Genomic DNA, 22612 nt, shown 5'->3' with positions numbered 1-22612 from the left:
TAAGAAGAAATAATAATTAATAATAAATATGAAAAATTTAAAAGTTTTAGCAGTAGCGCTATTGATGTTATTTGGTTTATCACAGATGAATGCACAGGCATTTGAAGGGAATGGAGACAAGAAATTACAAGTAGGTTTTTCTGCCTTTGGTAATGGGATTGGTTTGCAAGGCACGTTTGATTATGGGATTCACCAATATTTTTCATTAGGAGCAGGAGCTGAATTTTACTTCCATGGCGATAATGGAAAGATTAAATCTAAAAATGCAAACTTCTACGTCTTTGGTAGAGCGAATGCACACTTAGGTTCATTATTGGATATGCCGTCAGAAATGGATTTATACCCAGGTATTGATTTGGGCCTATTGGGCAATGATTTTGGCTTTGGCGGTCACCTAGGTTTTCGCTATTTCTTCACCAACAACATGGGAGCTTATGTAGAAGTTGGAAACCGCGGAAGTTTAGGTTTGACTTTCAATTTCTAAGAAAAAATTTTGCAAAAAATTGCAATCATAGGGGGAGGTGCCAGCGGCTTCTTTTTGGGAGCCAACTTGGCACCTTCTTTTTTGGTTCATATTTACGAAAAAGCAACAGTACCTCTGCAGAAAGTAAGAGCCTCTGGCGGAGGGCGTTGTAACGTAACTCACGCATGTTTTGACCCTAGTATTTTGACTGAGTTTTACCCTCGCGGTAGCCGAGAACTGAGAAGTATATTTTATCAATTCATGTGTGGCGATACCATGCAGTGGTTTGAAGCGCGAAAAGTCCCTTTGAAGATAGAAGAAGATGGGCGTGTTTTTCCGATTTCAGATAATTCACTAGATGTTGTAGAAACGTTAATTAAAGAAAATATAAAAAGAAAAACACAAGTTCATCTGCAAGAAACGGTAAAGGCAATTAAATTTGAAAATCAAAGATTTAAGCTAGAAACAACTCAAGCCACTGAAATTTTTGATGCAGTGGTGATAGCCAGTGGTAGCAGCCGACAAATGTGGGAATTGCTCAAAACCTTGGGACACACAGTGGTAGCGCCAGTCCCGTCATTATTTTCATTCAACTGTAGAGATGCCTTTTTGAAGGAATTACCAGGTACGGTCTTCAGAAATGCAGAGGTTCAAATTTTAGATTCTTCGTTCAGAAATGCGGGTGATTTACTCTTCACGCATCGCGGATTTAGTGGGCCAGCAATTTTAGTCTTATCAGCTTGGGCGGCCCGATTTTTAGCAGAAAAAAAATACCAATTTCAGATTCAAATTAATTTTTTAGGGAAATCCCCTGATGAAATTTTACAAGGCTTAAAAAATTTTAAAAAAAAGCATCCGCAGCAATTGCTTACACATCATTTTCCATTTGAATTAACTAAAAAATTTCGAAAAGAATTTTTAAAGGCTTTAGAAATTCCTCAAGAAAGAAAATATGCTGATTTGAGTAATGCTGAAATGCAACTTATAGCAGATTTTTTAAGCCTTAAAAAATTTGATATTGATGGTAAAATTACCAACAAAGATGAGTTTGTGACGGCGGGTGGTGTGGATTTGAAGGAAATTGATTTCAAAAATATGCAGAGCAAATTGATTCCCAATTTATTTATGCTGGGAGAGGTTTTAAACATTGATGCGGTAACAGGCGGCTTCAATTTCCAAGCTTGCTGGAGCGAGGCAGCTGTTTTGGCTACTTACCTAAATAGGCTCTGAGTTATCTTCTTGTTTCCTTATCGGAGGGAAAATAAAATCAAGTGGTTTTTTTAAGAAATAATTTATAATAGAAGAGATAATATTTCTTAATTCTCCGCCAGGAATTTTCTTTGCCTTAAAGGCGATAAACAGAGAAAAGTTGAAGCTTACAGCAAAGTTGATGAACCCAATTAAAATAATCCCAGCAAGGCTCCAAAAAATTTGATAATAGCTCAAAATGAAATCTTTCCCGAAAGCGCCAAGTGCAAAATTTCCAGAAGAGAAGGTGATGTGGCGAATGTCTAGATTCAAACCTAAAAACTTACCTACTGATGCCGTTGTCCCCATAAAAACACCAAACCAAAAGTTGGAAACCAAGCCAGGGTAGTAATGTTCGTAAAATCGACTTATCTTTTCCGCTCTTTTGAGTCCAAATCTTTTTTTAGTCCAAATACCGTTTTTGATTCGCTGAGGTAAATTATAATACTTGTCGCTATTGGAGCGATTCCCAGAGATGAGCCCAGAAATGAATAAATATACCCCAGCAATAGCGGCATGAAGCAAAGCTAAAGACTCAATCGGGTTTAAATCGTGAATGAGAAGATTTGCTTTTTCTTTCCCGATTTCAATATTCATATATTTTTCTAGTAGAAATATTCCTACTAAAGCGACGAGGAACGCTAGCAAAATATTGCCTAAAAAAGCGACAAATTGTGTGCGAATCAAACGAGCAAAAAAGGCAGCAAATTGGTTATATTTATTTTTGATATGAGGTTCTTTTCTCATGTCAGCTTCCAGGAAAGAGGCTACGGTAGATGCCGTCATAGCAGGTTGTTTCGTGGCTAAAGACATGCCCGTCAGGTAAATAGCGATAAAACCAAGGCTGTAATTTAAACTGTACAGAACTGCTTGGCCAAAGTCGCTAACATCTAGTTTTGATAGTAGAACTTTGATAATACACAGAATGCCTACAATCACACCACCACCGGCAGCCTTATAGAACATTTTTCCATAATCATACCAATGTTCAGAGATGTACTTTTTCCCAGTTTCTGCTGTCTGAGAAGTGATTTCGTACGCAAAAAGCTGTGTCGTTTCACTAATGAAGCTTTTTAAATTTTTTCTTTGAGCATTGTATTGAATTAATTTGAGATACAAATCAATTGTATTTTTTCTCCCATCTTGCGGAGTATCTCCATGAATAAGGGGAATGAGTTCTTCGATTCGCATGAGTTGCATCCGCATGCGAGCCAAATTTTTGTTCAAAGAAAGTGAAATGCCAAGATTATTACTGTTTTTGTAAGCTAAATCAATATATTCTTCACATTGCTTTAGAAGGACGTGTAATTGTTTGTAATCAAGGCTTTTGCTATCAGCCAATTGCTGGTTTTTGGTAATATGTTTTTTGATAGATTCCAGCTCATTGTGAAAAGCTAAAAAAGGACTATTAATATTATTGTAGGTAGGAACCATTCGCAGCGTTTCGCTCTCTATCGCTTTCCCACACAAGCGTAGAGTCAAAATTTTTAAAGCATAAATTAATTGAGAAAGAGAGCTTTTTTCAGAAAATTGAGTATCGATGCTAGGGACTTCCAATAAATTAAAAAGTTGATACAAGTCACCGTAAGGAATCAAAAGAATTGATTGATAATCATCAGAATGATTAAAAACTTGACTGAGAATGTATTTTGTTGAATTAATTTTACCTTGGTAAGGTAAAATCAAGTTATAGAAGCGTAATGTAAATTCCTTGAAAAAACTTTCGTCACGCAACATTCCAGTATCAGTGATTAAATCAACAAAATCATTTTGAGCAAATAGGGAATTAGTGAATTCAATGAAATTATTCCTGAGAACTTCATTTTCTTCCAGCAATGCAATAAGTCCCGTCAAGTCAAAAGCAGTCGTAGTACCTGGAGTTCTGAGGCAGTCAACGATATTGACTAGAATTTGAACGGGATTTTCATCATGTTCCCAAAGTTTACCTTTATTAAAATAGGCTTGAAAGATTTTTTTTAACTCTAAATTTTGACTTTCTCTTGATGCCATTTGATTTTTCTAACGGCTGCGAAGATACTAATTTATGTAGAAGAAAAGTTTTAAAATTTTAAATATAAAATTCAAATAAACTCTAAAAAATTAAAAGCCTTAAAAAAAAATGATTTCCGTTCAGCAACAGACGAGTCGCAACTGTGTGTACATGAGCTAAAAAGGTTTCAGGCGAAGCGTTTATCAGAATAAAAAATAATTTTTAAACTGAAGTTGAAAATTTGTTTATATTTGTTTGGGGTAGAATTGAAAAAATAAAAACATATGATTAAGAAAACAGGAATAGCATTTTTGCTATTATTTTTAGCAGTAGATGCTTTTGCCGGAGGGTTTAGAGTTTCTTTGCAAGGGGTAAGGCAATCAGCTTTGGGAGCTCAGGGGGCAGCATTGACAGGCGATGCGTCAGTCATGTTTTATAACCCAGCTGCCTTGGCCTTTGTGGGGAGTCAGTGGAGTGTAGCGGCAGGTGTTTTTGGTGTGAGATTGACTTCTAAATACCAAAACAGAACAACTTTAGAAACAGCCGAGACAGATAATCCGCTGGGGACTCCCTTATATGCTGCTTTAAGCTACAAACCTGTAGATAAATTAGCTTTAGGTGTGAGTGTGACGACACCTTTTGGCTCTACTGTAGACTGGGGGAATAATTGGTCAGGCAAATATGTAATTAATCGAATTGCACTGAAATCTTTCTTCATTCAACCAACGATTGCTTATCAATTCAACGATTGGTTTGCGCTAGGCGGTGGAGCCGTTATAGCCAAGGGGAGTGTGAACATTCAAAGAGAAGTAGCTGTTGCGGGCAATGATGCTTCGCTCGAGATTGATGCACCGCACGCCCAAGGCTGGGGTATGAATCTCGGGGTATTTATTAAGCCTTCAGAGAAAGTGAATTTAGGTTTGTCCTATCGCTCTGAGCTGAAAATGAAAGCGGAGGATGGAGATGTGAAATGGAAAAATGTGCCGCAATTGGTTTCGGGGTCATTACCATTTAATGCAAAAAAATTCAATGCACAATTGCCGTTGCCAGCAGAATTGCTGTTTGGTGTTACTTATCAAGCAACACCCAAATGGATGCTAGCAGCTGAAATCGGTGCAGTTAACTGGGGGACTTATAAGGAATTAGTGATAAATTTAACGAATGGGAAAGAAGGCTATAAAAATCAATCCACTAAAGAATTTAAAAATACAGTAAATTATAGTTTGGGCGCTGAATATGCTGCAACAGATAAGTTGGATTTAAGATTAGGCTATAAATTTGATGAATCGCCGTCGCCAGGGAGGTATTTCAATCCAGAAACGCCAACGGTTAACTATCATGCCTTTACCAGCGGGTTGGGCTATAAATTTAAGGCTTTAAAAATTGATTTAATGGCAGAATACCTAAAAGGGAATGAAAGAGAGTTTAATAATGTAGACTATGATTTTGGTGGAGATATTGTTTCCAGCGGATTTATTTTTGGTTTAGGCTTGAGTTATAATTTTGATTTACAATAAAAAAAGAGATGAATAAAATTTTAAAATATATAGGAGTTGTTTTTGTCTTCATTTTCATTACTTCTTGTGATGAAGATTTTAAAAACGAGGTTAAAGATTTTAAATTAAATAGTGGTGAAGCAGACTTTACGACTTATGTAGCGTTGGGGAATTCTTTGACGGCAGGCTTTGCAGACGGAGCACTTTATCAGTCTATGCAGAAGCAAAGCTACCCAGCAATTTTAGCAAGAATGATGGGGCAAAATTCAAAGGAATTTAAGCAGCCATACATGCCTGATGATGTGGGTGGATTTTCAGACTTATTTCAGCAGTCGGGTGGAACATCTTTTTACGGAAAATTAAAGCTAAATTTAGTAAATGGAGCACCAACCCCTGTGCCGTCTCAGCCACAAAATAGCTTAGAAAACTCTTTAGTCAATGGCGATTTTCATAATTTGGGCGTACCTGGAGCAAAATCTTATCATTTGTTGGCAGAAACTTATGGCAGTAAGCAGTCCTTAGCAGCAGGGAAGGCAAACCCCTATTTTGTGCGAATGGCTACCGAAGAGAATACGTCTATTCTAAGAGATGCGATGAAACAAAAGCCTAGTTTTTTCACCCTTTGGATTGGGAATAATGATGTTTTAGGCTATGCGATGAGTGGAGCAAGCGGGGTAAATCAAGCAGGAAATATGGATGCATCTACCTATGCAACCTCAGATTTGTCAGACCCTAATTTGGTAGTTGGCGCCATCAATACCATATTGCAAAAACTCACAAGCAGTGGAGCAAAGGGAGCTGTAGCAAACATCCCAGATGTGACCTCTATCCCATTTTTCACGACAGTTCCAGTAAAACCTTTTTCTGTAAGTAACTCTGCGTATTCATCACAAATTCAGATTTTAAATCAATCTTTTGAGTCTTTGAATCAGTTTTTCAAAGCGGTAAGAGCAGAAGAAAGAATAGTGCATTTCTCTGAAACCGAAAGTTCAGCACCTATTATTTTTGATGAAAGCTTAGCCGATCTGTCTGCTCAAATTTCACAAGCCCTAGTGGCTAAGGGAATTCCGCAAGCACAAGCAGCACTTTTGGCTTCCATCTACGGGCAAACAAGACAAGCAAAAGAAGGCGATTATTTGATTTTAACTTTGAGTTCAAAATTAGGTCAAGTAAATGAAGAGCGAAAGCAAGCTTTGATGCGAAAGGGATTGCCTGAAAATACAGCAACACAGCTTTCGGTTACGGGTTTAACGAATCCGCTAAAAGATAATGAAGTCTTAACTTCTAGAGAAGTAGAAGAAATTAAAGCCGTAACTTCAAAAATCAATGCCTCTATAAGTAATTTAGCATCCAATTACGGATTAGCGTTAGTCGATACCCATGCTAAAATGAATGAACTAAAAAGAGGAATGAGATACAATGGGGTGAACTATACTACTAGCTTTATTTCTGGTGGGGCATTTTCTCTCGACGGTGTTCACTTAAATGGAAGAGGTTATGCAATTGTAGCAAATGAATTTGCTAATTCCATCAATGCTAAATTTGGTTCAAATTTACCAATGGTGAATCCCAATAATTTTGATGGAACAGAGATTCCCTGAAAAGAAAAATTTAAATAAAATTAGAATTAAATCCAACCGGAGATTTGACTGAGGGATTTTTTTAGAACTTTGGGAAAGATGAAATATTTTTAAAGCCTATTTAAATTCATAAAAAAAATGAAGCTTTAAAAAAAATGATAAAGATACCTCTGTAGAGATTTTTAAGTTAACATGAAAACTTTATATTTGTAAGAATAAAAAATCATAAAATGTCAGTACTTGTAAACAAAGACTCTAAAGTAATAGTTCAAGGTTTCACTGGAAGTGAAGGAACTTTTCATGCGGAACAAATGATAGAATACGGAACGAATGTCGTAGGCGGCGTTACGCCCAAGAAAGGTGGACAGACACACTTAGGCAAACCAGTTTTTAACACCGTAAAGGAGGCTGTAGAGCAGACTCAAGCTGATGTGAGTATAATTTTTGTGCCGCCAGCATTTGCGGCAGACGCCATTATGGAAGCGGCAGAAGCAGGCATCAAAGTGATTATTTGCATCACAGAAGGTATTCCAGTATCAGACATGGTAAAAGTTCAACATTATATTGATGAGCGTGATTCGGTATTGATAGGGCCAAATTGCCCAGGAGTTATAACTTCTGATGAAGCGAAAGTAGGTATCATGCCTGGATTCGTATTCAAAAAAGGAAGAGTAGGAGTTGTATCTAAATCAGGGACTTTGACGTATGAAGCTGCAGACCAAGTGGTGAAAGCTGGCTACGGGATTTCGACAGCTATTGGCATCGGTGGTGACCCCATCATTGGCACGACGACCAAAGAAGCGATTCAAATGTTTATGCAAGATGATGAAACTGATTGCATTGTGATGATAGGTGAAATCGGAGGGCAATTAGAAGCAGAAGCTGCAAGATGGATAAAAGAAAATGGAACAAAACCAGTGATTGGATTCATCGCTGGGCAAACAGCGCCCAAAGGTAGAACTATGGGGCACGCTGGTGCAATCGTAGGAGGTAAAGATGACACGGCGCAAGCAAAGATGAAAATAATGAGCGAATGCGGGATTCATGTAGTAGAGTCTCCAGCTGAAATTGGTGCGAAAGTAAAAGAAGTTTTAAATTAGTAAAATAAAAAAATCAAATGAAAAATTTAGTTGTATTATTGATAGCAATTTTTGGTTTTAGTACGGTTCAAGCACAATTTTTTGATGATGTAAGAATCGGTGCGAAGCTAAACGGGAATTATTCTAAAATTAACCAAATTCATGGCAATTCAAAATCAAAATTTGGTTTTGGTGGAGGTGCTGTGTTTATGAAGCCTATCGACAATAGCTTCGAGTATAATGTGCAGGTGGAATTACTCTTCAACCAATACGGTGAAAAAAATGAAACGGCAAGCTTTTCTGAAAAATTTAACCTAAATTACTTGTCTCTTCCGATTCTTTTTAAAGCTTATTTCTCTGAACAAGAAACCGAAGTTTTTGGTTTGATTGGGCCGCAGCTAGGCTATTTGATTGGTAAGTCTGAATTTAAAAATGAGAATTACAATAAATTTGATTTTGGACTCACAGGGGGGATTGGTTTGTCTTTGAACCGAAATATTGAAGGTGACATCCGAATTTATTATGGTTTATTAGATTCTTCCGAATGGAAAGAACATATAAAAGCTGAAGATAAAGTTAATAATAATTTTGCTGTAAGTTTGGGGGTTACTTATTTGTTTTAACAAATTAAACATAAAAATGATATTATGATTAAGGCTACAATTTTTGTGGCCTTTTTAATTGAAATTTTTTAAGGCTTAAAAAAAATGAGAAACTCGAATTAATGGTAATCTAAGATGAATTTTTTACCTTAGCGACTTAAATGAAATCCTGAAATGATTACTTTTATCAAAGGAAGTGTTGTAGAGTTATCCCCAGCAGCGGTTGTGGTAGAAGCGTATGGGGTGGGGTATGAGCTGGTAATAAGTTTAAATACGTACACAGAATTAAAAAAGAAACCTGAAAATGTATTGATTTACACTTACCACCATGTGCGTGAAGATGCGGAAATTCTTTATGGTTTCGCAGGAAAAAATGAGAGGGAATTATTTCGGTTACTAATTACTGTTAACGGGATAGGACCATCTTCGGCTATTTCTATGCTTTCTGGGCTTGATAGCCGAGAGCTGAGCAAAGCCATTTTGAATGAAAACGTGAATGCATTAAAGGCAATCAAAGGGATTGGTGCTAAAACAGCGCAGCGAATTATTTTGGATTTAAAAGATAAAATCGGTAATGATGATAAGGAGTATTTAAATTCAGATTTACCTGTAAATAACATTAAAAATGAGGCGCTTTCCGCCTTAGAAGTATTGGGTATACCCAAGAAATTTGCTGAACCTATTGTGCAACAGCAATTGAACGAAAGTCCTCAGAGTACGGTAGAGGAATTAATAAAATTAACGCTTAAAAAAAAATAAGGCTTTGAAAAAAAATCAGCTTTTTAGCCGCTTAAGCTTCCTGTTTTTTTTAGTTCTTATCAATGTTCCGTTTGCTTTTTCGCAAGAAACGTCAAAACAGGATTCAATTAACTTGAATCGCGGTATTTACCTACAATCACCATTGGGTTGGGTCGGGAAGTATAATGCCAAAACCAAGCAATATGTTCTTCAAAAAGAAGTGAACGGAAGGCCGATAGGTCTCCCGATTTATTTGACGAGAGAAGAATATTTGGAAGCCTTGCTTTCAGAAAATATTTCTGAATATTATAAACAAAAATCACAGTCTGTAGATCTTCAATACCGTAATCGATTTGAAGATATTGAGAATAAAAGAACCGAATTTGCTGAAATTTTACCAAGCCTTCAGGTAAATAACAAAATTTTCAAATCTATATTTGGCGGGAATAAAATTGAATTAGTACCCAAAGGCTATGCTTCGATAGATTTAGGCGTGTTGTATCAAAACCTTGAGAATCCACAGCTACTACCTCAGAATAGAAAAAATCTGGCTGTTGATCTTCAGCAGCAAATCAGAATGGGATTAATCGGTAAAGTGGGAGAAAACCTACAATTAGAAGCTAATTATGATACCCAAGCTGGTTTTGCTTTTGAAAATAGGATGAATATTTCTTGGCGACCAAACCAAGAGGGAGGGGAAGATAGTATTTTACAAACCATAGAATTTGGGAATGTGAGTTTGCCGCTCAATACATCTTTAATCACAGGGGTGCAAAGTTTGTTTGGAGCGAAAGCGAAACTGAAATTTGGAAATACGTATATCACGACGCTTTTTTCTCAGCAAGAGTCAGAGAGTAAGCACATCAATGTAGAGAAAGGAAATGTAATCAGTCGATTTAAAATTTATGCAAAAGATTATGAGGCTAATCAACATTATTTTCTAAGTCAGTTTTTTCGTAATAATTATGATAAAAGTCTGTCTAGTTATCCGTTTATTTCTTCTCAGATTAATATCTCGAGACTAGAGGTGTGGGTAATTGACAGGGGAAACGCTAACCCAGAGAATAGAAGAGCAATTTTAGGTTTGAGAGATTTAGGTGAAAATAATTCAACTCCAGCGAATGCTGGTTTGTATAATCAGATTTATAGCTTGCCAAGGGTGAGAGATGCCAGCTTGATTGATTCCTCTATAGCTTCGCTTAATTTGCGAGACAGCGAGGGGAAAGCTTATCATATGGGAGAACATTATTTAGTACATGAAAATGTTCGATTATTAAACGCTTCAGAATATCAGTTTTACCCAAGTTTAGGTTATATTTCACTAAATCAGAAGCTGAATGACAATGAGTTATTGGCCGTTTCGTTTCAATATACTTTGACCAATCAGCCAGGAAAAGTTTACTCGGTTGGTGAATTTTCTGACCAACAAAGTAGCTTGTTGATTGCAAAATTAATCAAATCCAATACTTCTGTAGATGTGACTTCTCCTATGTGGAAGCTAATGATGAAAAATATTTATTCGCTAGACACTTATCAACTTTCATCAGAAGATTTTCGTTTAAATATTCTCTACAAAAATACAGATTTAGGGACTGCGGATCTGAATTATTTGCCAGATACTTCGGTAGAAGATAAGACACTTCTTCAGGTACTAAATATGGATCGTTTGAATAGAAACGGTAAAGTCCAAGAGGGGAATAGCAATCAGGGAGATGGGCTTTTTGACTATCTGCCAGGAATTACCATCGATCAGCAAAATGGAAAGATTATTTTTACAACGATAGAACCTTTTGGTAAAACCATAGAAAATAAAATCAGTCGGAATAAAGATAAATACGTTATAAATGAGCTTTATACGCAGCTCCCAATTACATTTGAACAGAATGAGAAAGCCAATCGTTACTTCTTGCAAGGACAATATAAAAGCTCAGGGACAGGCGGAATTCCCCTAGGGGCATTTAATGTGCCAAGAGGTTCTGTTAAAGTTTCTACCAATGGCAGAGAATTACTAGAGGGCGTAGACTATACTGTTGATTACCAGCTGGGGCGAGTAAATATTATAAACCAAACGCTTCTAAATAATGGAGCAAATATTCAAATTAGCTTAGAAAATCGTTCTACATTCAATATGCAAACAAAGCGTTTGTGGGGGCTAAATGTAGAGCATCGTTTTTCAGATAATTTCATTTTGGGCGGAACTTTTATGAATTATCAAGAAAAACCATTAGGTTCAGTTACAAAAGCGCAATATAATGACGAACCAGTGAGTAATTCCATTATTGGAGCTAATATTCTTTATAATAGTGAATCGGAGTGGTTGACGCGAATGGTAGATAAAATACCGTTCGTAAATACAGATGCTAAATCCAATATCAGTTTTGCAGCAGAAGCAGCGTATTTGATGCCTGGGACCAATAATTCCATCAATAATCAGTCGTATATTGATGATTTTGAAAACTCACAAACCTCTATTTCTTTGATGAGCCCAAATGCTTGGCAACTTGCGGCTACACCCATTAGTTCTACCGCCTTGCCCAATCATGATTTTGACCCAAGTATTTTTAATCCAGATGATTTCAGCATTAATTACAATAGAAGGTTAATTACTTGGTATAATGTAGACCCACGTTTTTACAAGCAGAGCGGGAGCGGAGCCATATCAAATTCAGATTTGAGTAAACACAACTCTAGGAGAGTCAGTACTTTAGAGCTTTTTTCAGGGAGAGATATGAATGCTGGAACTACAAATTATACCTCCACGTTTGATATTTCTTATTTCCCTAAAGACCGCGGCCCATATAATTTAAACCCGAATTGGAATACAGAAAACCAAAGAGATTTATGGGGAGGCTTAACTCGTGCTTTGCCCATAACAAATTTGGTTCAAAATAATGTAGAATATGTTGAATTTTGGATGATGGACCCTTATTTGGATGGGCTAGATAACAACCCTGAAGCAAAAATTCTACTTCACCTAGGGAACGTGTCAGAAGATTTATTGAGAGACGGTAAACTTTTCTATGAAAACGGCTTGAATGCCAGCGGGGGAAATATACAAAATAACCGATGGGGGAAGCAGCCTACGAATCAAGCAGTTTTATATTCTTTTGATAAAGAAGAGCAAAACAGAAGAATGCAAGATGTCGGCTATAATGGGTTGACAGATGAAGAAGAAAAATTAAGACTTGGCTATAGTAATTTTGCTACATCACAAAATGAAGTTACAGGAGAAATTGACCCTGCAGCAGATAATTTTGTTTACTATATGGATAAAGCTTGGGAAAACCACCCTAGAGCCAATAATTTACCAGAGCGATATAAATATTTTAGAAACCCACAAGGGAATTCACCCGCAGGCAGCTTAGAGGCAGCAACAGCCGTACCCGATGCAGAAGATGTGAATCAAGATTATAATCTAGATCGTATTGAAAATTACAACCAGTATACACTCCATTTAGCCAAAGAAAATTTGAATTTAAACAATCCATTCATTGTTGATGAAAAAGCAACACCGATTCTGTTTGAAAACGGACAAAGAGGCGAGTCAAAATGGTATCTTTTTAGAATCCCATTGTCAGATTATGATGAAGATGCAGGTGCAGCTTCCCAAAATGTTCTCAACAATGCTCGCTTTATGCGATTAATTTTAAAAGGCTTTAAAAATACAACAACTTTACGATTTGGTAGTTTTGACTTAGTGAGGAGTGATTGGGTAAAGTACCAAAAAAATCTATACCCAAACGTGCGCGCCAACGAAGGAACACAAGATATAGACAACGCCAACCTATCCCTAGGAATAGTGAATATAGAAGAGAATTCTACAGCCATTCCACCCTATGTGACGCCTCCTGGTATTCAGCGAGAGGAAATTCAAAGCAGCGTAGGATTGCAGAGAAAAAATGAAGCTTCTATGGTCTTGAATTTAGCAGATTTAGCCACACAAGATGCTAGAGCAATCTTCAAAAATACGACTCTAGACTTAAGAAGATATAAGAAATTAAAAATGTTTACCCACGTTCATGCCGGGGAAAATGGGACGCAACCAAATAATAACCTAAAACTATTCATTCGATTAGGAAGTGATTTGGTAGAAAATTACTATGAATATGAAATACCACTAGAGTATTCACCCATCACAGCCAATTCGCCAACTTCCATCTGGCCAGAGAGCAACAGCATAGATATTGATACAGAAATTTTTAAAGCCTTAAAAAAAGAATACATTTCTTTAGCTTTAAATGAGCGATTTGGGAAAGAAGCTATTGCGGGGAGTGGAAAATACGTTTACATCAAAGGGAAACCTTCCCTAGGGAGCATTTCAAGTTTGATGATTGGCATAAGAAACACAGGGAGTTTTAATGTGAAAAATGCTATTGTTTGGATAAATGAGCTTCGCTTGGCTGAAATTGATAATGAAGGCGGCTACGCAGGGAAAGCTACACTTAATATGAACTTGAGTGATTTAGCGCAAATTACAGCGACTGGGAATATTTCTACATCAGGTTTTGGCGCTATAGACCGCAGACCAGTAGAACGTCAACAAGAAGAAGTGAAGGCTTACGCGTTTAATGCCAACGTGAATGTAGATAAATTTCTCCCAGAAAAATGGGGTTTGAAAATCCCATTAAATTACAGCATTCAAGAAGAATTTATTGACCCCAAATACAATCCGTTGGATGATGATATAGAGTTCAATGAAGACCCAAGAAAAGAGCAACTGCAAAAAATCATTAGAACCTATAATAAACGAACCAGTATTGCTTTCAATAATATTCGTAAAATCAAAACATCACCCAAAGCAGAAAAGCATTTCTACAATATTGAGAATTTTTCAATTTCAGCACTTTATAGGACTGATTATTTCAGAGATTTATATACGGCTTATGATTTGCGCAAAGATTTAAATGCCTCTTTGAATTACAATTATCAATTTAAAGGATTAAATTATGAACCTTTCAAAAATTGGCGAATGGTGCAAGATTCGATGGAATCTTCTAAATATTTACAATGGATAAAAGAAGTGAATATCAACCCAATACCGAGCAGAATTGGATTTAGGACAGATATTTTCAGAACTTATAATCAGCAATTATTCAGAGACCTCTCAGGAACCTTAAGCACAGGAAATCAAAAATTATTGACCCGCCCTATATTTTCCAATAACTTTTTGTTCAATTGGCGGTATAACATTGGTTTTGACCTTAGTAAATCTTTACGCATTGATTATAATGCAGCAACTAAAACTCTCGCAGATTTATCACCCGTCAATGCAAAAAAGAATCTTATTTTCAAGGATTTACTGAGCATCGGTAGACCAGTTAACTACAGCCATGAACTGAGGATAAACTATCGCACACCACTGCATTTGTTCCCTTATTTACAATGGCTGCAAGCAGATGTTGGCTACAATGCTTTGTATGATTGGCGAGCTCGATTGTCCAACCACTCTAATGTAAATAATCAGTTTGAGGATTTAGGGAATTTAGCACAAAACTCTAGAACCTGGAACGTTAATGGGAATATGAATTTTGAAGAACTTTACTCGCAATTTGAAATTTTTAAAAGATTGGATGCTAAGAGATTAGCAAGAGAAAGAGAGTTGGATAGTCTACAAAACCTTTATTCTAATTTGGCAGGAAAAGAACAAGGCTTTAGAAAAATTAATAATCTGAAAGTGAAATTACGAAACAAATATAGTTTCAAAGAATATTTACTTTTGGGTGCACAAAGCATTAAAAGAGCACAATTTTCTTACAATAAAAATCAAGGAATTATCTTGCCTGGGCTTCTAAGCGAACCTAATTTCTTTGGCTTAGGTAAAAATAATTCAGGGCCAGATTTTGGTTTTATTTTTGGTTCACAGAGAGATTTGAGGAGAAAAGCAGTAGAAAACGGTTGGATAACGGGAAGCGAATACCTCACTGAACCTTATACGTCTACATTGACGGAAGACTTTACTGCAAATTTACAAATTGAGCCAAGCCCGTCTCTCATAATAGACTTAAATGGGCGACAAAATTTGATAGAAAACTTCTACCAGAGTGGATACAATGTCGTTTTGCCCACGAATGAATACGGATTTGAAAAAGCATTTGGGAATCATCAACAAAACTTCACGACATCTATCATTAGTTTGACGACAGCAATGAAGAGTAAAGACTTCTTGTTTGACAGATTGGTGAAAAATGCACAAAAAATTTCAGCCTCAAAGGGGCGTCAGTACGATTTGCAAGACACCGATGGAGATGGCTTTGTGCAAGGCTTTGGTATAGCGAATGCAGACGTTCTAGTGCCAGCATTTCTATACACTTATCAGGGAATAGACGTAAAAGAAAGAGGCTTTAATTTTAAGAAAAACATACCTTTACCCAATTGGAACATTCGCTATACTGGCTTGACAAGAACCCCATTTTTATCAAAATATTTTGACCAGTTTGAGCTCACTCACAATTATAGGTCAACTTACACAGTAGGAGGAGTCCAATCAAATATTGACTATTTCTCAAATCCATATCCGCTAGATTCAGATGGCTCCATCATTACCGACTCATCAGGCAATCCAGTCTCAGGTTTAAATGGAAACCAAAACTTATACTCAGAGAATATTTATGGTAGCGTGAGTATGATAGAATCATTTGCTCCGCTTGTAGGCATCAGTATCAGGCTGAGAAATCAAATGCAAATCAAGGCAGAATATAACCGAGACCGATTCATAAATTTGAGTTTAAGCAACTTCACACTCACCGAAGATTATAGCAATGAATATGTGCTCGGTTTTGGGTATCTTATACCTAAAGTTAAATTCAACATGCGATACATGGGAAGCAAAAAAACCTTTGAAGGAGATGTCAATATACGAGCAGATTTATCTTTGCGAGATTCAGAAACCAGCATTCGTAGAATTATAGAAAAAGATTTACAAGTAAATGGCGGACAGCAAATATTTTCATTAAGAATTAATGCAGAATATTTATTGACTGATAATTTTAATGTAAGTTTGTACTACGAGCAATTAATGACAAAATATAAAATCTCAACAGCTTACCCGCTTTCGACGGTGAGAGCGGGAATTAGAGCTACATTTAGTTTCGGAAATTAATTAAAAATTATATAAGATGAACACCCCAACAGAATTAAAGTACACCAAAGATCACGAATGGATAAAAGTAGAAGGCGATAGCGCTACCATTGGTATTACAGACTATGCCCAGAGAGAACTCGGCGATATCGTTTTTGTAGATGTAGACACAGAAGGCGAAGAAGTAGAAGCAGGCGAAGTATTTGGCTCTATAGAAGCAGTGAAAACAGTTTCAGACTTATTTATGCCAGTGACAGGAGAAGTCGTAGAACTAAATGAAAATTTAGATGATCAGCCAGAACTTATAAATACAGACCCCTACGGGAAAGGCTGGATTATTAAAATTAAAGTCACGGGAGATTTAGAAGACCTCTTAGATGCAGAAGCGTACAAAGACTTGGTGGGAGAGTAAGACCACAAGAAAATATTTTTTTTATTTTTATTTAAGTCTTGTTTTATTCACTACGCTTTTGCCAAGCAAGGAGCTAAAACAATCTTTTACAGATGGTTTTATATTTAATGGAGCAGATAAAATCGTACACGTTCTTTTATTCTTCTTCTTAGCGTTTTTCTATGATGAAGCTTTGGAGCAAAAAATAAGATCAAAAACAATAGTCTTGATAATGATAGGATTATGCACAGAAGTTTTACAAGAAAAACTAAACTGGGGAAGAAGTTTTGAATGGAACGACTTATTGGCAGACGTGCTAGGAGCATTAAGTTACTTTTTTATAAAAAAAATAAAGGCTTAAAAAATTTAAAATCAATCAATAAAATAAAATCTAAGAAAATTAAAAACTGAATATTTTGATTAATTAGAAAAATACACTACTTTAGTAACTCAAAACCTAATCAAATGGAAGTTAAAAAGACAGAAAAAGCGAATCTTGACCGCTCTAGTCTGCTTTACTTTTTGGTAGGGCTGAACGTAGTCCTTTTGGGAGTCCTAGGATTTTTCAATTGGAAGAAATACGAAGCAGTACCTGTTGTAGAAGAACAAATAGCAGAGATAGAACCGGCGACAGAGGCTGTGTTGATTGACATTCCCGAACCGGAAACACCACCACCGCCACCAGAACCAGACGAGCCACCGCCACCTCCGCCACCGCCCGTACCACAAGAGATAGAACAGGTGCCAGACCCGGTAGAGCCACCAAAATTAAAGGAACAAGAAATAGAACCACCTAAGATTACAAGCGTTGCTAAAAGTACAGGTCCTACTAAAAAAGTAGATTTATCTGGCTTGAAAACAAAAACACAAGAAGCTCCCAAGGAAGAGCGTGTTACAGAACCTGTAACGGTGAATAGGGTTGCTGAAATGGCAATCTACCCTGGATGTGAGAAATTAAAAGGCGACAAAAGAAAATTAATTGCTTGTTTCCAGCAAGAAATTAGTAAAGACATCCTACGCTATCTAGATATGGAATTTCCAAATGTAGATAAGCAATCCGTGGCTGTTCGTTTAAAATTTCACGTGACAACAGAAGGTTATATTGCCGACGTTGATCCTGAGATGGGTGACGATGTCTTTAAACCTCAAGCAAAAAGAGCTTTAGAAAAAGCAGCGGATTATCTAAAGAGAAAAGGAAATAAAATTGAGCCAGCAAAAATGGCAGATGGTTCAAATGCAACATTAATTTTTAACATCCCTGTGAAACTAAATAATCCTAATTATTAAAAAAAATGGATTAAAAATTCAGAAAAAGCCTGTATGTAACTTACAGGCTTTTGTGTTTTTATATAAAATAGAGATAATGAATTGAAACAAAAATAAATGCAACAAAAACTTCTATCCACAAGGATTTTTAAGCAAAGAGATTATTTCAATAATCTTTAATTACAAGTTAAGCGACAGCAACACAGCAAATAAGCGACTCGTAGCGAAATCAAATGAACGCATGACAGAACAGAATATATTATGGAAGAAGAATATTTGAAGATTCAAAAAATAATTAGTAACATTCCATTAAGCGTGTGATTTTAAAAGATATATTTCAGATTTATCAATCTGAGTCTTTTGCCAAAAAGAAGGTAAATTAGCAAGAATAATAATACCTCCATTTAGGGTAAGCATTGTTGATTTTTTATAATAACGCCCAACACTAATTTATTTAATTATGACACATTTTTAGGACACTAGGAAAAAATAAACTAAATTTATATTGAAATAAATTCTTATATGAAGCATTTTTTATTTATTCTATTTTTTAGTGCATTTTCTTTGGCTCAAAACAGCTCAGAAAATCATAGTCATGGAAATGAAATCATAAGAGAAAATAAAATAAAAGGACTCGTTAAAATCTATCTAAATCCTGCTTCTACCATAATCGTGGTAGAAACAACTAAAGATGTGAAAATGAATAACATCACTATTTATTCCTTATTGGGGAATAAAGTTTATGACGAAAAACTCACAAAAGAAAAAAAAATAACTTTAAATCTATCTAAAATAAAAAATGGTAAATATTTCATTAAAATACTTTTAGAGAATAATGAATTACTCGTAAAGTCTTTTATTAAAAACTAATTTTTATAAAAAAATCTAGATTGCTATAAATGAGAAATAACTTTATAACTTCAATTTCAGATTATAATTTGCAACCAACGGGAAGCGTAAAAGCGAAAGGCTTTAGCAATATTGCACTCATCAAATATTGGGGCAAATACAGCAAACAAATTCCAGCAAATCCTTCGGTAAGTTTTACCCTAAGCGAGGCATTCACTCAAACAGAATTGAAATTTAAAGAAAAAAGAGGAAATAAAACCAATATTCAGGTATTTCTTGATGGCACAAATCAACCTGATTTTGCTCCAAAAATTGAAAAATTTTTTCAGTCAATTATTGATTACATTCCATTCATTCACTATTACGATTTTGAAGTCCATACGCACAACAGCTTTCCTCACAGTAGCGGCATAGCGTCTTCGGCTTCTGGGATGAGTGCTTTGGCGAGTTGTCTTATCCAAATGGAAGAAGAATTTGGCTACAAAAATGAGAAGGCTATAGAAAAAGCTTCATTTTTAGCACGTTTGGGGTCAGGCAGTGCATCACGTTCCTTATATCCAGGCGCTGTGGTTTGGGGGGAAACAGCAGAAATAGAAGGGAGTAACAATGAATTTAGCGTCTCGATTAATCACAGAATAAACCCGATTTTTCAAGACTTTCAGGATTGTATTTTATTGATTCACAAAGGGAAAAAGAGAGTTTCAAGCACATTGGGACATCAATTGATGAATGAACATCTATTTGCAGAGCAGCGATTTAAGCAAGCACATCAAAATTTAAAAATTTTACTTAAAGCTTTAGAACAGGCTGATATAGATACATTTATAAGAATTGTAGAAAAGGAAGCTCTAAGCCTTCATGCGATGATGATGACTTCAGACCCTTATTTTATCTTGATGGAACCCCAGACGGTAAAAGCAATCCAAGAAATTTGGCGTTTCAGAGAAGAAACAGGAGAAAAAATTTGTTTTACCCTAGATGCTGGCGCTAATGTGCATGTGCTCTACCCAAAGCAAAGTGAAAAAAATATTCTCACATTCATCAATGAAAGATTGAAGTCGCTGTGTGAGAATCAAGAAATGCTGATGGATTACGTTAATCAAAAAATCTGATGAAATCTTTTATTTCTAACTGTACCAAAGAGATTTTAAAAAATCATTCAAGCCTTGAAAAAATTTCTATCGTAGTACCAGGAAATCGTTCCAAACAATTTTTTCGGTCTGCAATTTTGAGCCAAAATTACACCGGCGTGATGCCGCAATTCTTTAGTATAGAAGAATTGCTTTCTGCTGTGGCTGATTTAGTGAAAATCAAGGGCGTACCGTTGTGGTTTGAGGCATATTCCGTTTACAAAAACATTACTGAAGAAGCGGAAAGTTTTGAGGATTTCATCAAGTGGATTCCTACTTTGCTCAAAGATTTTGATGACATAGAAAATGAAAGTGTAGATGCAAAAACGCTTTTCCAGGCGTTGGCTTCTGATGAAAGAATGAAAATTTGGAGTCAGGAGATAGAAATCGGGCAAAATCAAATCATGCAAAATTATTTAGGATTTTGGTCGATGGCAGAAAAATTTTTTAAGGCTTTAAAAATTCATCTAGAAAATAAAGGTTTAGGTTTCAGGGGAATGATTGCTCGGCAAGCGGTAGAGAATGCAGAGAAGTATATAGAAAACAATGAGGATTTCTACTACTTCTGCGGATTTAATGCACTCACCAAGACTGAAAAGTTACTGATACAGAAATTGATAGAAACAGAAAGAGCAGCTTGCTTGTGGGATGCCGATGAATATTATCTCAACGACCCTATTCAGGAAGCTGGTTTTTTCTTGCGTCAACATCAGAAGAGTTTAGCATCGTTTCAGTTTGTGAGTCATCATTTTTCAGAACCAAAAGATTTTCAAGTCATTCAAGCGCCAGACCAAGTAAGCCAAGCCAAAATTGCGGGAGAAATTTTAAGCAAATTGAAGCCAGAACAGGTCGCCAAAACAGCTTTGATTTTGGCAGATGAGCAGTTGCTACCAGCAGTTTTGAACTCTCTGCCGCCCAACATCGAGAAAGTGAATGTGACGATGGGTATAGCACTTCAAAATTTACCCATGGCCAATTTTTTTCGCTCAGTCATTGAGTTACACATGAATAGAGATAAATTTGGAGGAGCATTTTATTATCAAAACCTTTTTAGCGTTTTAAAACAAAATCTTTTTTCTGAATTTTATCAAGATGAATTTTTGAAAATAAACCTTGAGGTTCAGCAGAAAAATAAAGCTTTTTTCCAGCCGAGTGAATTAAACTTCACCAAATTGGCTGGGATTTTTAAAGGCTTAAAAAATCCGAAAGAATTAGTGCGAGAATTACAAAAATTCATACTAGAAATTAAGGGTTTTAAAAACCTCACAACCTTCGAAAAAGAATGTCTTTATCATTTTGAGTCAATATTCATTCAGCTGGAAACGCTAATGCACAGAAATTTTGAGCTAGAGAATTTCACTACTTTTTATTGGCTTTATAAGCAAATTTTAGCTGCAGAAAGTTTAAGCTTCATTGGCGAGCCGCAGCAGGGATTACAGATTTTGGGAATGCTAGAGACGCGTTTGTTGGATTTTGAACGGGTGATTATGACTTCCGTGAATGAGGGAACGCTGCCACTGGGGAGGCAAGAAAACACCTTTATCCCGTTTGAGTTTAGAAAAAGAAGTCAACTCAATACATTTCTAGAAAATGATGCGATTTACGCCTATCATTTTTACCATGCCGTCCAGCGATGCCAGAGGGCAGATTTTATTTACAATTCAAACACACAAAGTTTAGGCAAGGGTGAAAAAAGTCGATTTCTGAGGCAACTGGAGCTGGAGAGTCCACACCAAATTCAGCAAGTGATGCTTGCGCCAGAGAAAATTAAGCCTACTGAAATTTTTCAAGGCTTTAAAAAAACTCCATTGATTTTAAATGAAATAGAATCTTGGAAAAAAAGAATTTCGCCCTCTTCGCTAACCGCTTATGTTAAAAATCCTATTGATTTTTATCAGCGTTATTTGTTGAAAATAAGAGATTCAGATGAATTAGAAGAGCACGCAGGTTTTATTACTTTAGGTAATATCGTTCATCAATGTTTAGAAGAGCTTTACAGGCCATATTTGAACGAAATTTTGACACCACAGCTCTACAAAAAAATTAAAAAACATTTGCCTGAGGTTCTTCATCAGAAAATGATTGACCATTTGTTATTTGATAATGCTTTGCGAGGTAAGAATATCATCATCAAATCAGTCATAGAAGAAATGCTAAAAAATGCGATACACAAAGATGAGAAATCGATGCAAGGGCAAGAATTAATTTTAAAAGGCTTAGAAGAAAAATGTAGCGCGACTTACCTGTTTCAAGATTTGCAAGTCACTTTTTATGGCGTGATAGACCGTATAGATAGTTACAATGGTGTCCACCGTCTCATTGATTACAAGACTGGCGGGTTCAGTGCATCAAACGTGGAAATCAAATCAGGTAAAATAGAGGATTTGCAAATCAATGCAAATTATGCCAAAGCCGTGCAACTCATTATTTACGCTTATATGTTTTTAAGCAAGAATAAAACAGAAAAAGTAATGAGTGGTATTTTCCCGCTCAAACACCTTAGCCAAGATTTGACATTTCTGCAATATGAGCAAGAGTATTTATTTGGTATAGAAGAAATTGAGCCACTGATGGCACAGGTGGCAAGCATTATTTTAGAAATTCAAGACCCATCAATTGATTTTGAAGAAAAAATTTAAGGCTTTAAAAAATTAAATCACAAAACAAAAGACTTCCTGTGCCATAAAGTTTTTATTCTGTTT

The 22612-nt window shown here is 36.0% G+C and carries 15 protein-coding genes; 14 read left to right on the top strand and 1 reads right to left on the bottom strand.

All coding sequences use genetic code 11. From position 1 onward, the window contains the following. The first annotated feature begins 28 nt into the window (after positions 1 to 28). Both D5J18_RS00525 and D5J18_RS00520 read left to right on the top strand, forming a co-directional pair. Positions 29 to 484 carry a DUF6646 family protein gene (locus D5J18_RS00525; protein ID WP_119057072.1) on the top strand — a complete coding sequence of 152 codons (456 nt, stop codon included), beginning with the start codon at positions 29 to 31 and terminating at the stop codon, positions 482 to 484. A 9-nt stretch (positions 485 to 493) separates the two neighbouring features. Continuing rightward, the gene (locus tag D5J18_RS00520) at positions 494 to 1693 is read left to right on the top strand and encodes a BaiN/RdsA family NAD(P)/FAD-dependent oxidoreductase (protein WP_119057071.1); all 1200 of its coding nucleotides are present in this window, start codon (positions 494 to 496) and stop codon (positions 1691 to 1693) included. Here the strand turns inward: D5J18_RS00520 and D5J18_RS00515 are convergent. Continuing rightward, on the bottom strand, positions 1679 to 3721 hold the full coding sequence (locus tag D5J18_RS00515; protein WP_119057070.1) for a transporter-like protein: 2043 nt from the start codon (positions 3719 to 3721) through the stop codon (positions 1679 to 1681). The genes D5J18_RS00520 and D5J18_RS00515 overlap by 15 nt on opposite strands. A gap of 264 nt (positions 3722 to 3985) precedes the next feature. Here D5J18_RS00515 and D5J18_RS00510 point away from each other — a divergent pair, with 264 nt between their 5' ends. The 12 genes from D5J18_RS00510 to D5J18_RS00455 all read left to right on the top strand — a co-directional run bounded on the left by D5J18_RS00510 (position 3986) and on the right by D5J18_RS00455 (position 22549). After that, positions 3986 to 5218, top strand: coding sequence for an OmpP1/FadL family transporter (locus D5J18_RS00510; RefSeq protein WP_119057069.1), 1233 nt, complete (start codon positions 3986 to 3988; stop codon positions 5216 to 5218). Between the two features lie 8 nt (positions 5219 to 5226). After that, positions 5227 to 6798, top strand: a complete 1572-nt coding sequence (locus tag D5J18_RS00505; protein ID WP_119057068.1) for an SGNH/GDSL hydrolase family protein — start codon at positions 5227 to 5229, stop codon at positions 6796 to 6798. A gap of 209 nt (positions 6799 to 7007) precedes the next feature. Beyond that, positions 7008 to 7877, top strand: a complete 870-nt coding sequence (gene sucD / locus D5J18_RS00500; RefSeq protein ID WP_119057067.1) for a succinate--CoA ligase subunit alpha — start codon at positions 7008 to 7010, stop codon at positions 7875 to 7877. A 17-nt stretch (positions 7878 to 7894) separates the two neighbouring features. Then, positions 7895 to 8479, top strand: a complete 585-nt coding sequence (locus tag D5J18_RS00495; RefSeq protein ID WP_119057066.1) for a porin family protein — start codon at positions 7895 to 7897, stop codon at positions 8477 to 8479. Positions 8480 to 8632: 153 nt separating this feature from the next. Next, positions 8633 to 9217 (top strand): Holliday junction branch migration protein RuvA, encoded by a 585-nt coding sequence (gene ruvA / locus D5J18_RS00490; RefSeq protein ID WP_119057065.1) that lies wholly within the window; start codon positions 8633 to 8635, stop codon positions 9215 to 9217. A gap of 4 nt (positions 9218 to 9221) precedes the next feature. Beyond that, positions 9222 to 16295, top strand: coding sequence for a T9SS outer membrane translocon Sov/SprA (gene sov, locus D5J18_RS00485; RefSeq protein WP_119057064.1), 7074 nt, complete (start codon positions 9222 to 9224; stop codon positions 16293 to 16295). A 16-nt stretch (positions 16296 to 16311) separates the two neighbouring features. Beyond that, positions 16312 to 16686: a glycine cleavage system protein GcvH gene (gene gcvH / locus D5J18_RS00480; RefSeq protein ID WP_119057063.1), complete on the top strand. Its 375-nt coding sequence runs from the start codon at positions 16312 to 16314 to the stop codon at positions 16684 to 16686. Continuing rightward, positions 16652 to 17026 (top strand): VanZ family protein, encoded by a 375-nt coding sequence (locus D5J18_RS00475; RefSeq protein ID WP_119057062.1) that lies wholly within the window; start codon positions 16652 to 16654, stop codon positions 17024 to 17026. Before gcvH ends, D5J18_RS00475 begins: the two co-directional genes overlap by 35 nt. Positions 17027 to 17130: 104 nt before the next feature. Then, entirely contained in the window at positions 17131 to 17952 is an 822-nt protein-coding gene (locus D5J18_RS00470) for a hypothetical protein (RefSeq protein WP_119057061.1), read from the top strand. A gap of 501 nt (positions 17953 to 18453) precedes the next feature. Then, positions 18454 to 18801: a T9SS type A sorting domain-containing protein gene (locus tag D5J18_RS00465; RefSeq protein ID WP_119057060.1), complete on the top strand. Its 348-nt coding sequence runs from the start codon at positions 18454 to 18456 to the stop codon at positions 18799 to 18801. Positions 18802 to 18830: 29 nt separating this feature from the next. Continuing rightward, positions 18831 to 19892: a diphosphomevalonate decarboxylase gene (locus tag D5J18_RS00460; RefSeq protein WP_119057059.1), complete on the top strand. Its 1062-nt coding sequence runs from the start codon at positions 18831 to 18833 to the stop codon at positions 19890 to 19892. Beyond that, positions 19892 to 22549, top strand: a complete 2658-nt coding sequence (locus D5J18_RS00455) for a PD-(D/E)XK nuclease family protein (protein WP_119057058.1) — start codon at positions 19892 to 19894, stop codon at positions 22547 to 22549. The genes D5J18_RS00460 and D5J18_RS00455 overlap by 1 nt, the downstream gene beginning before the upstream one ends. The last annotated feature ends 63 nt before the right edge of the window (positions 22550 to 22612 follow it).

This window comes from Candidatus Ornithobacterium hominis (assembly GCF_900538215.1).
GTDB lineage: Bacteria > Bacteroidota > Bacteroidia > Flavobacteriales > Weeksellaceae > Ornithobacterium > Ornithobacterium hominis.
The sequence above is the reverse complement of the archived record's forward strand: the minus strand, read 5'-3'. Positions and strand labels throughout refer to the sequence as shown.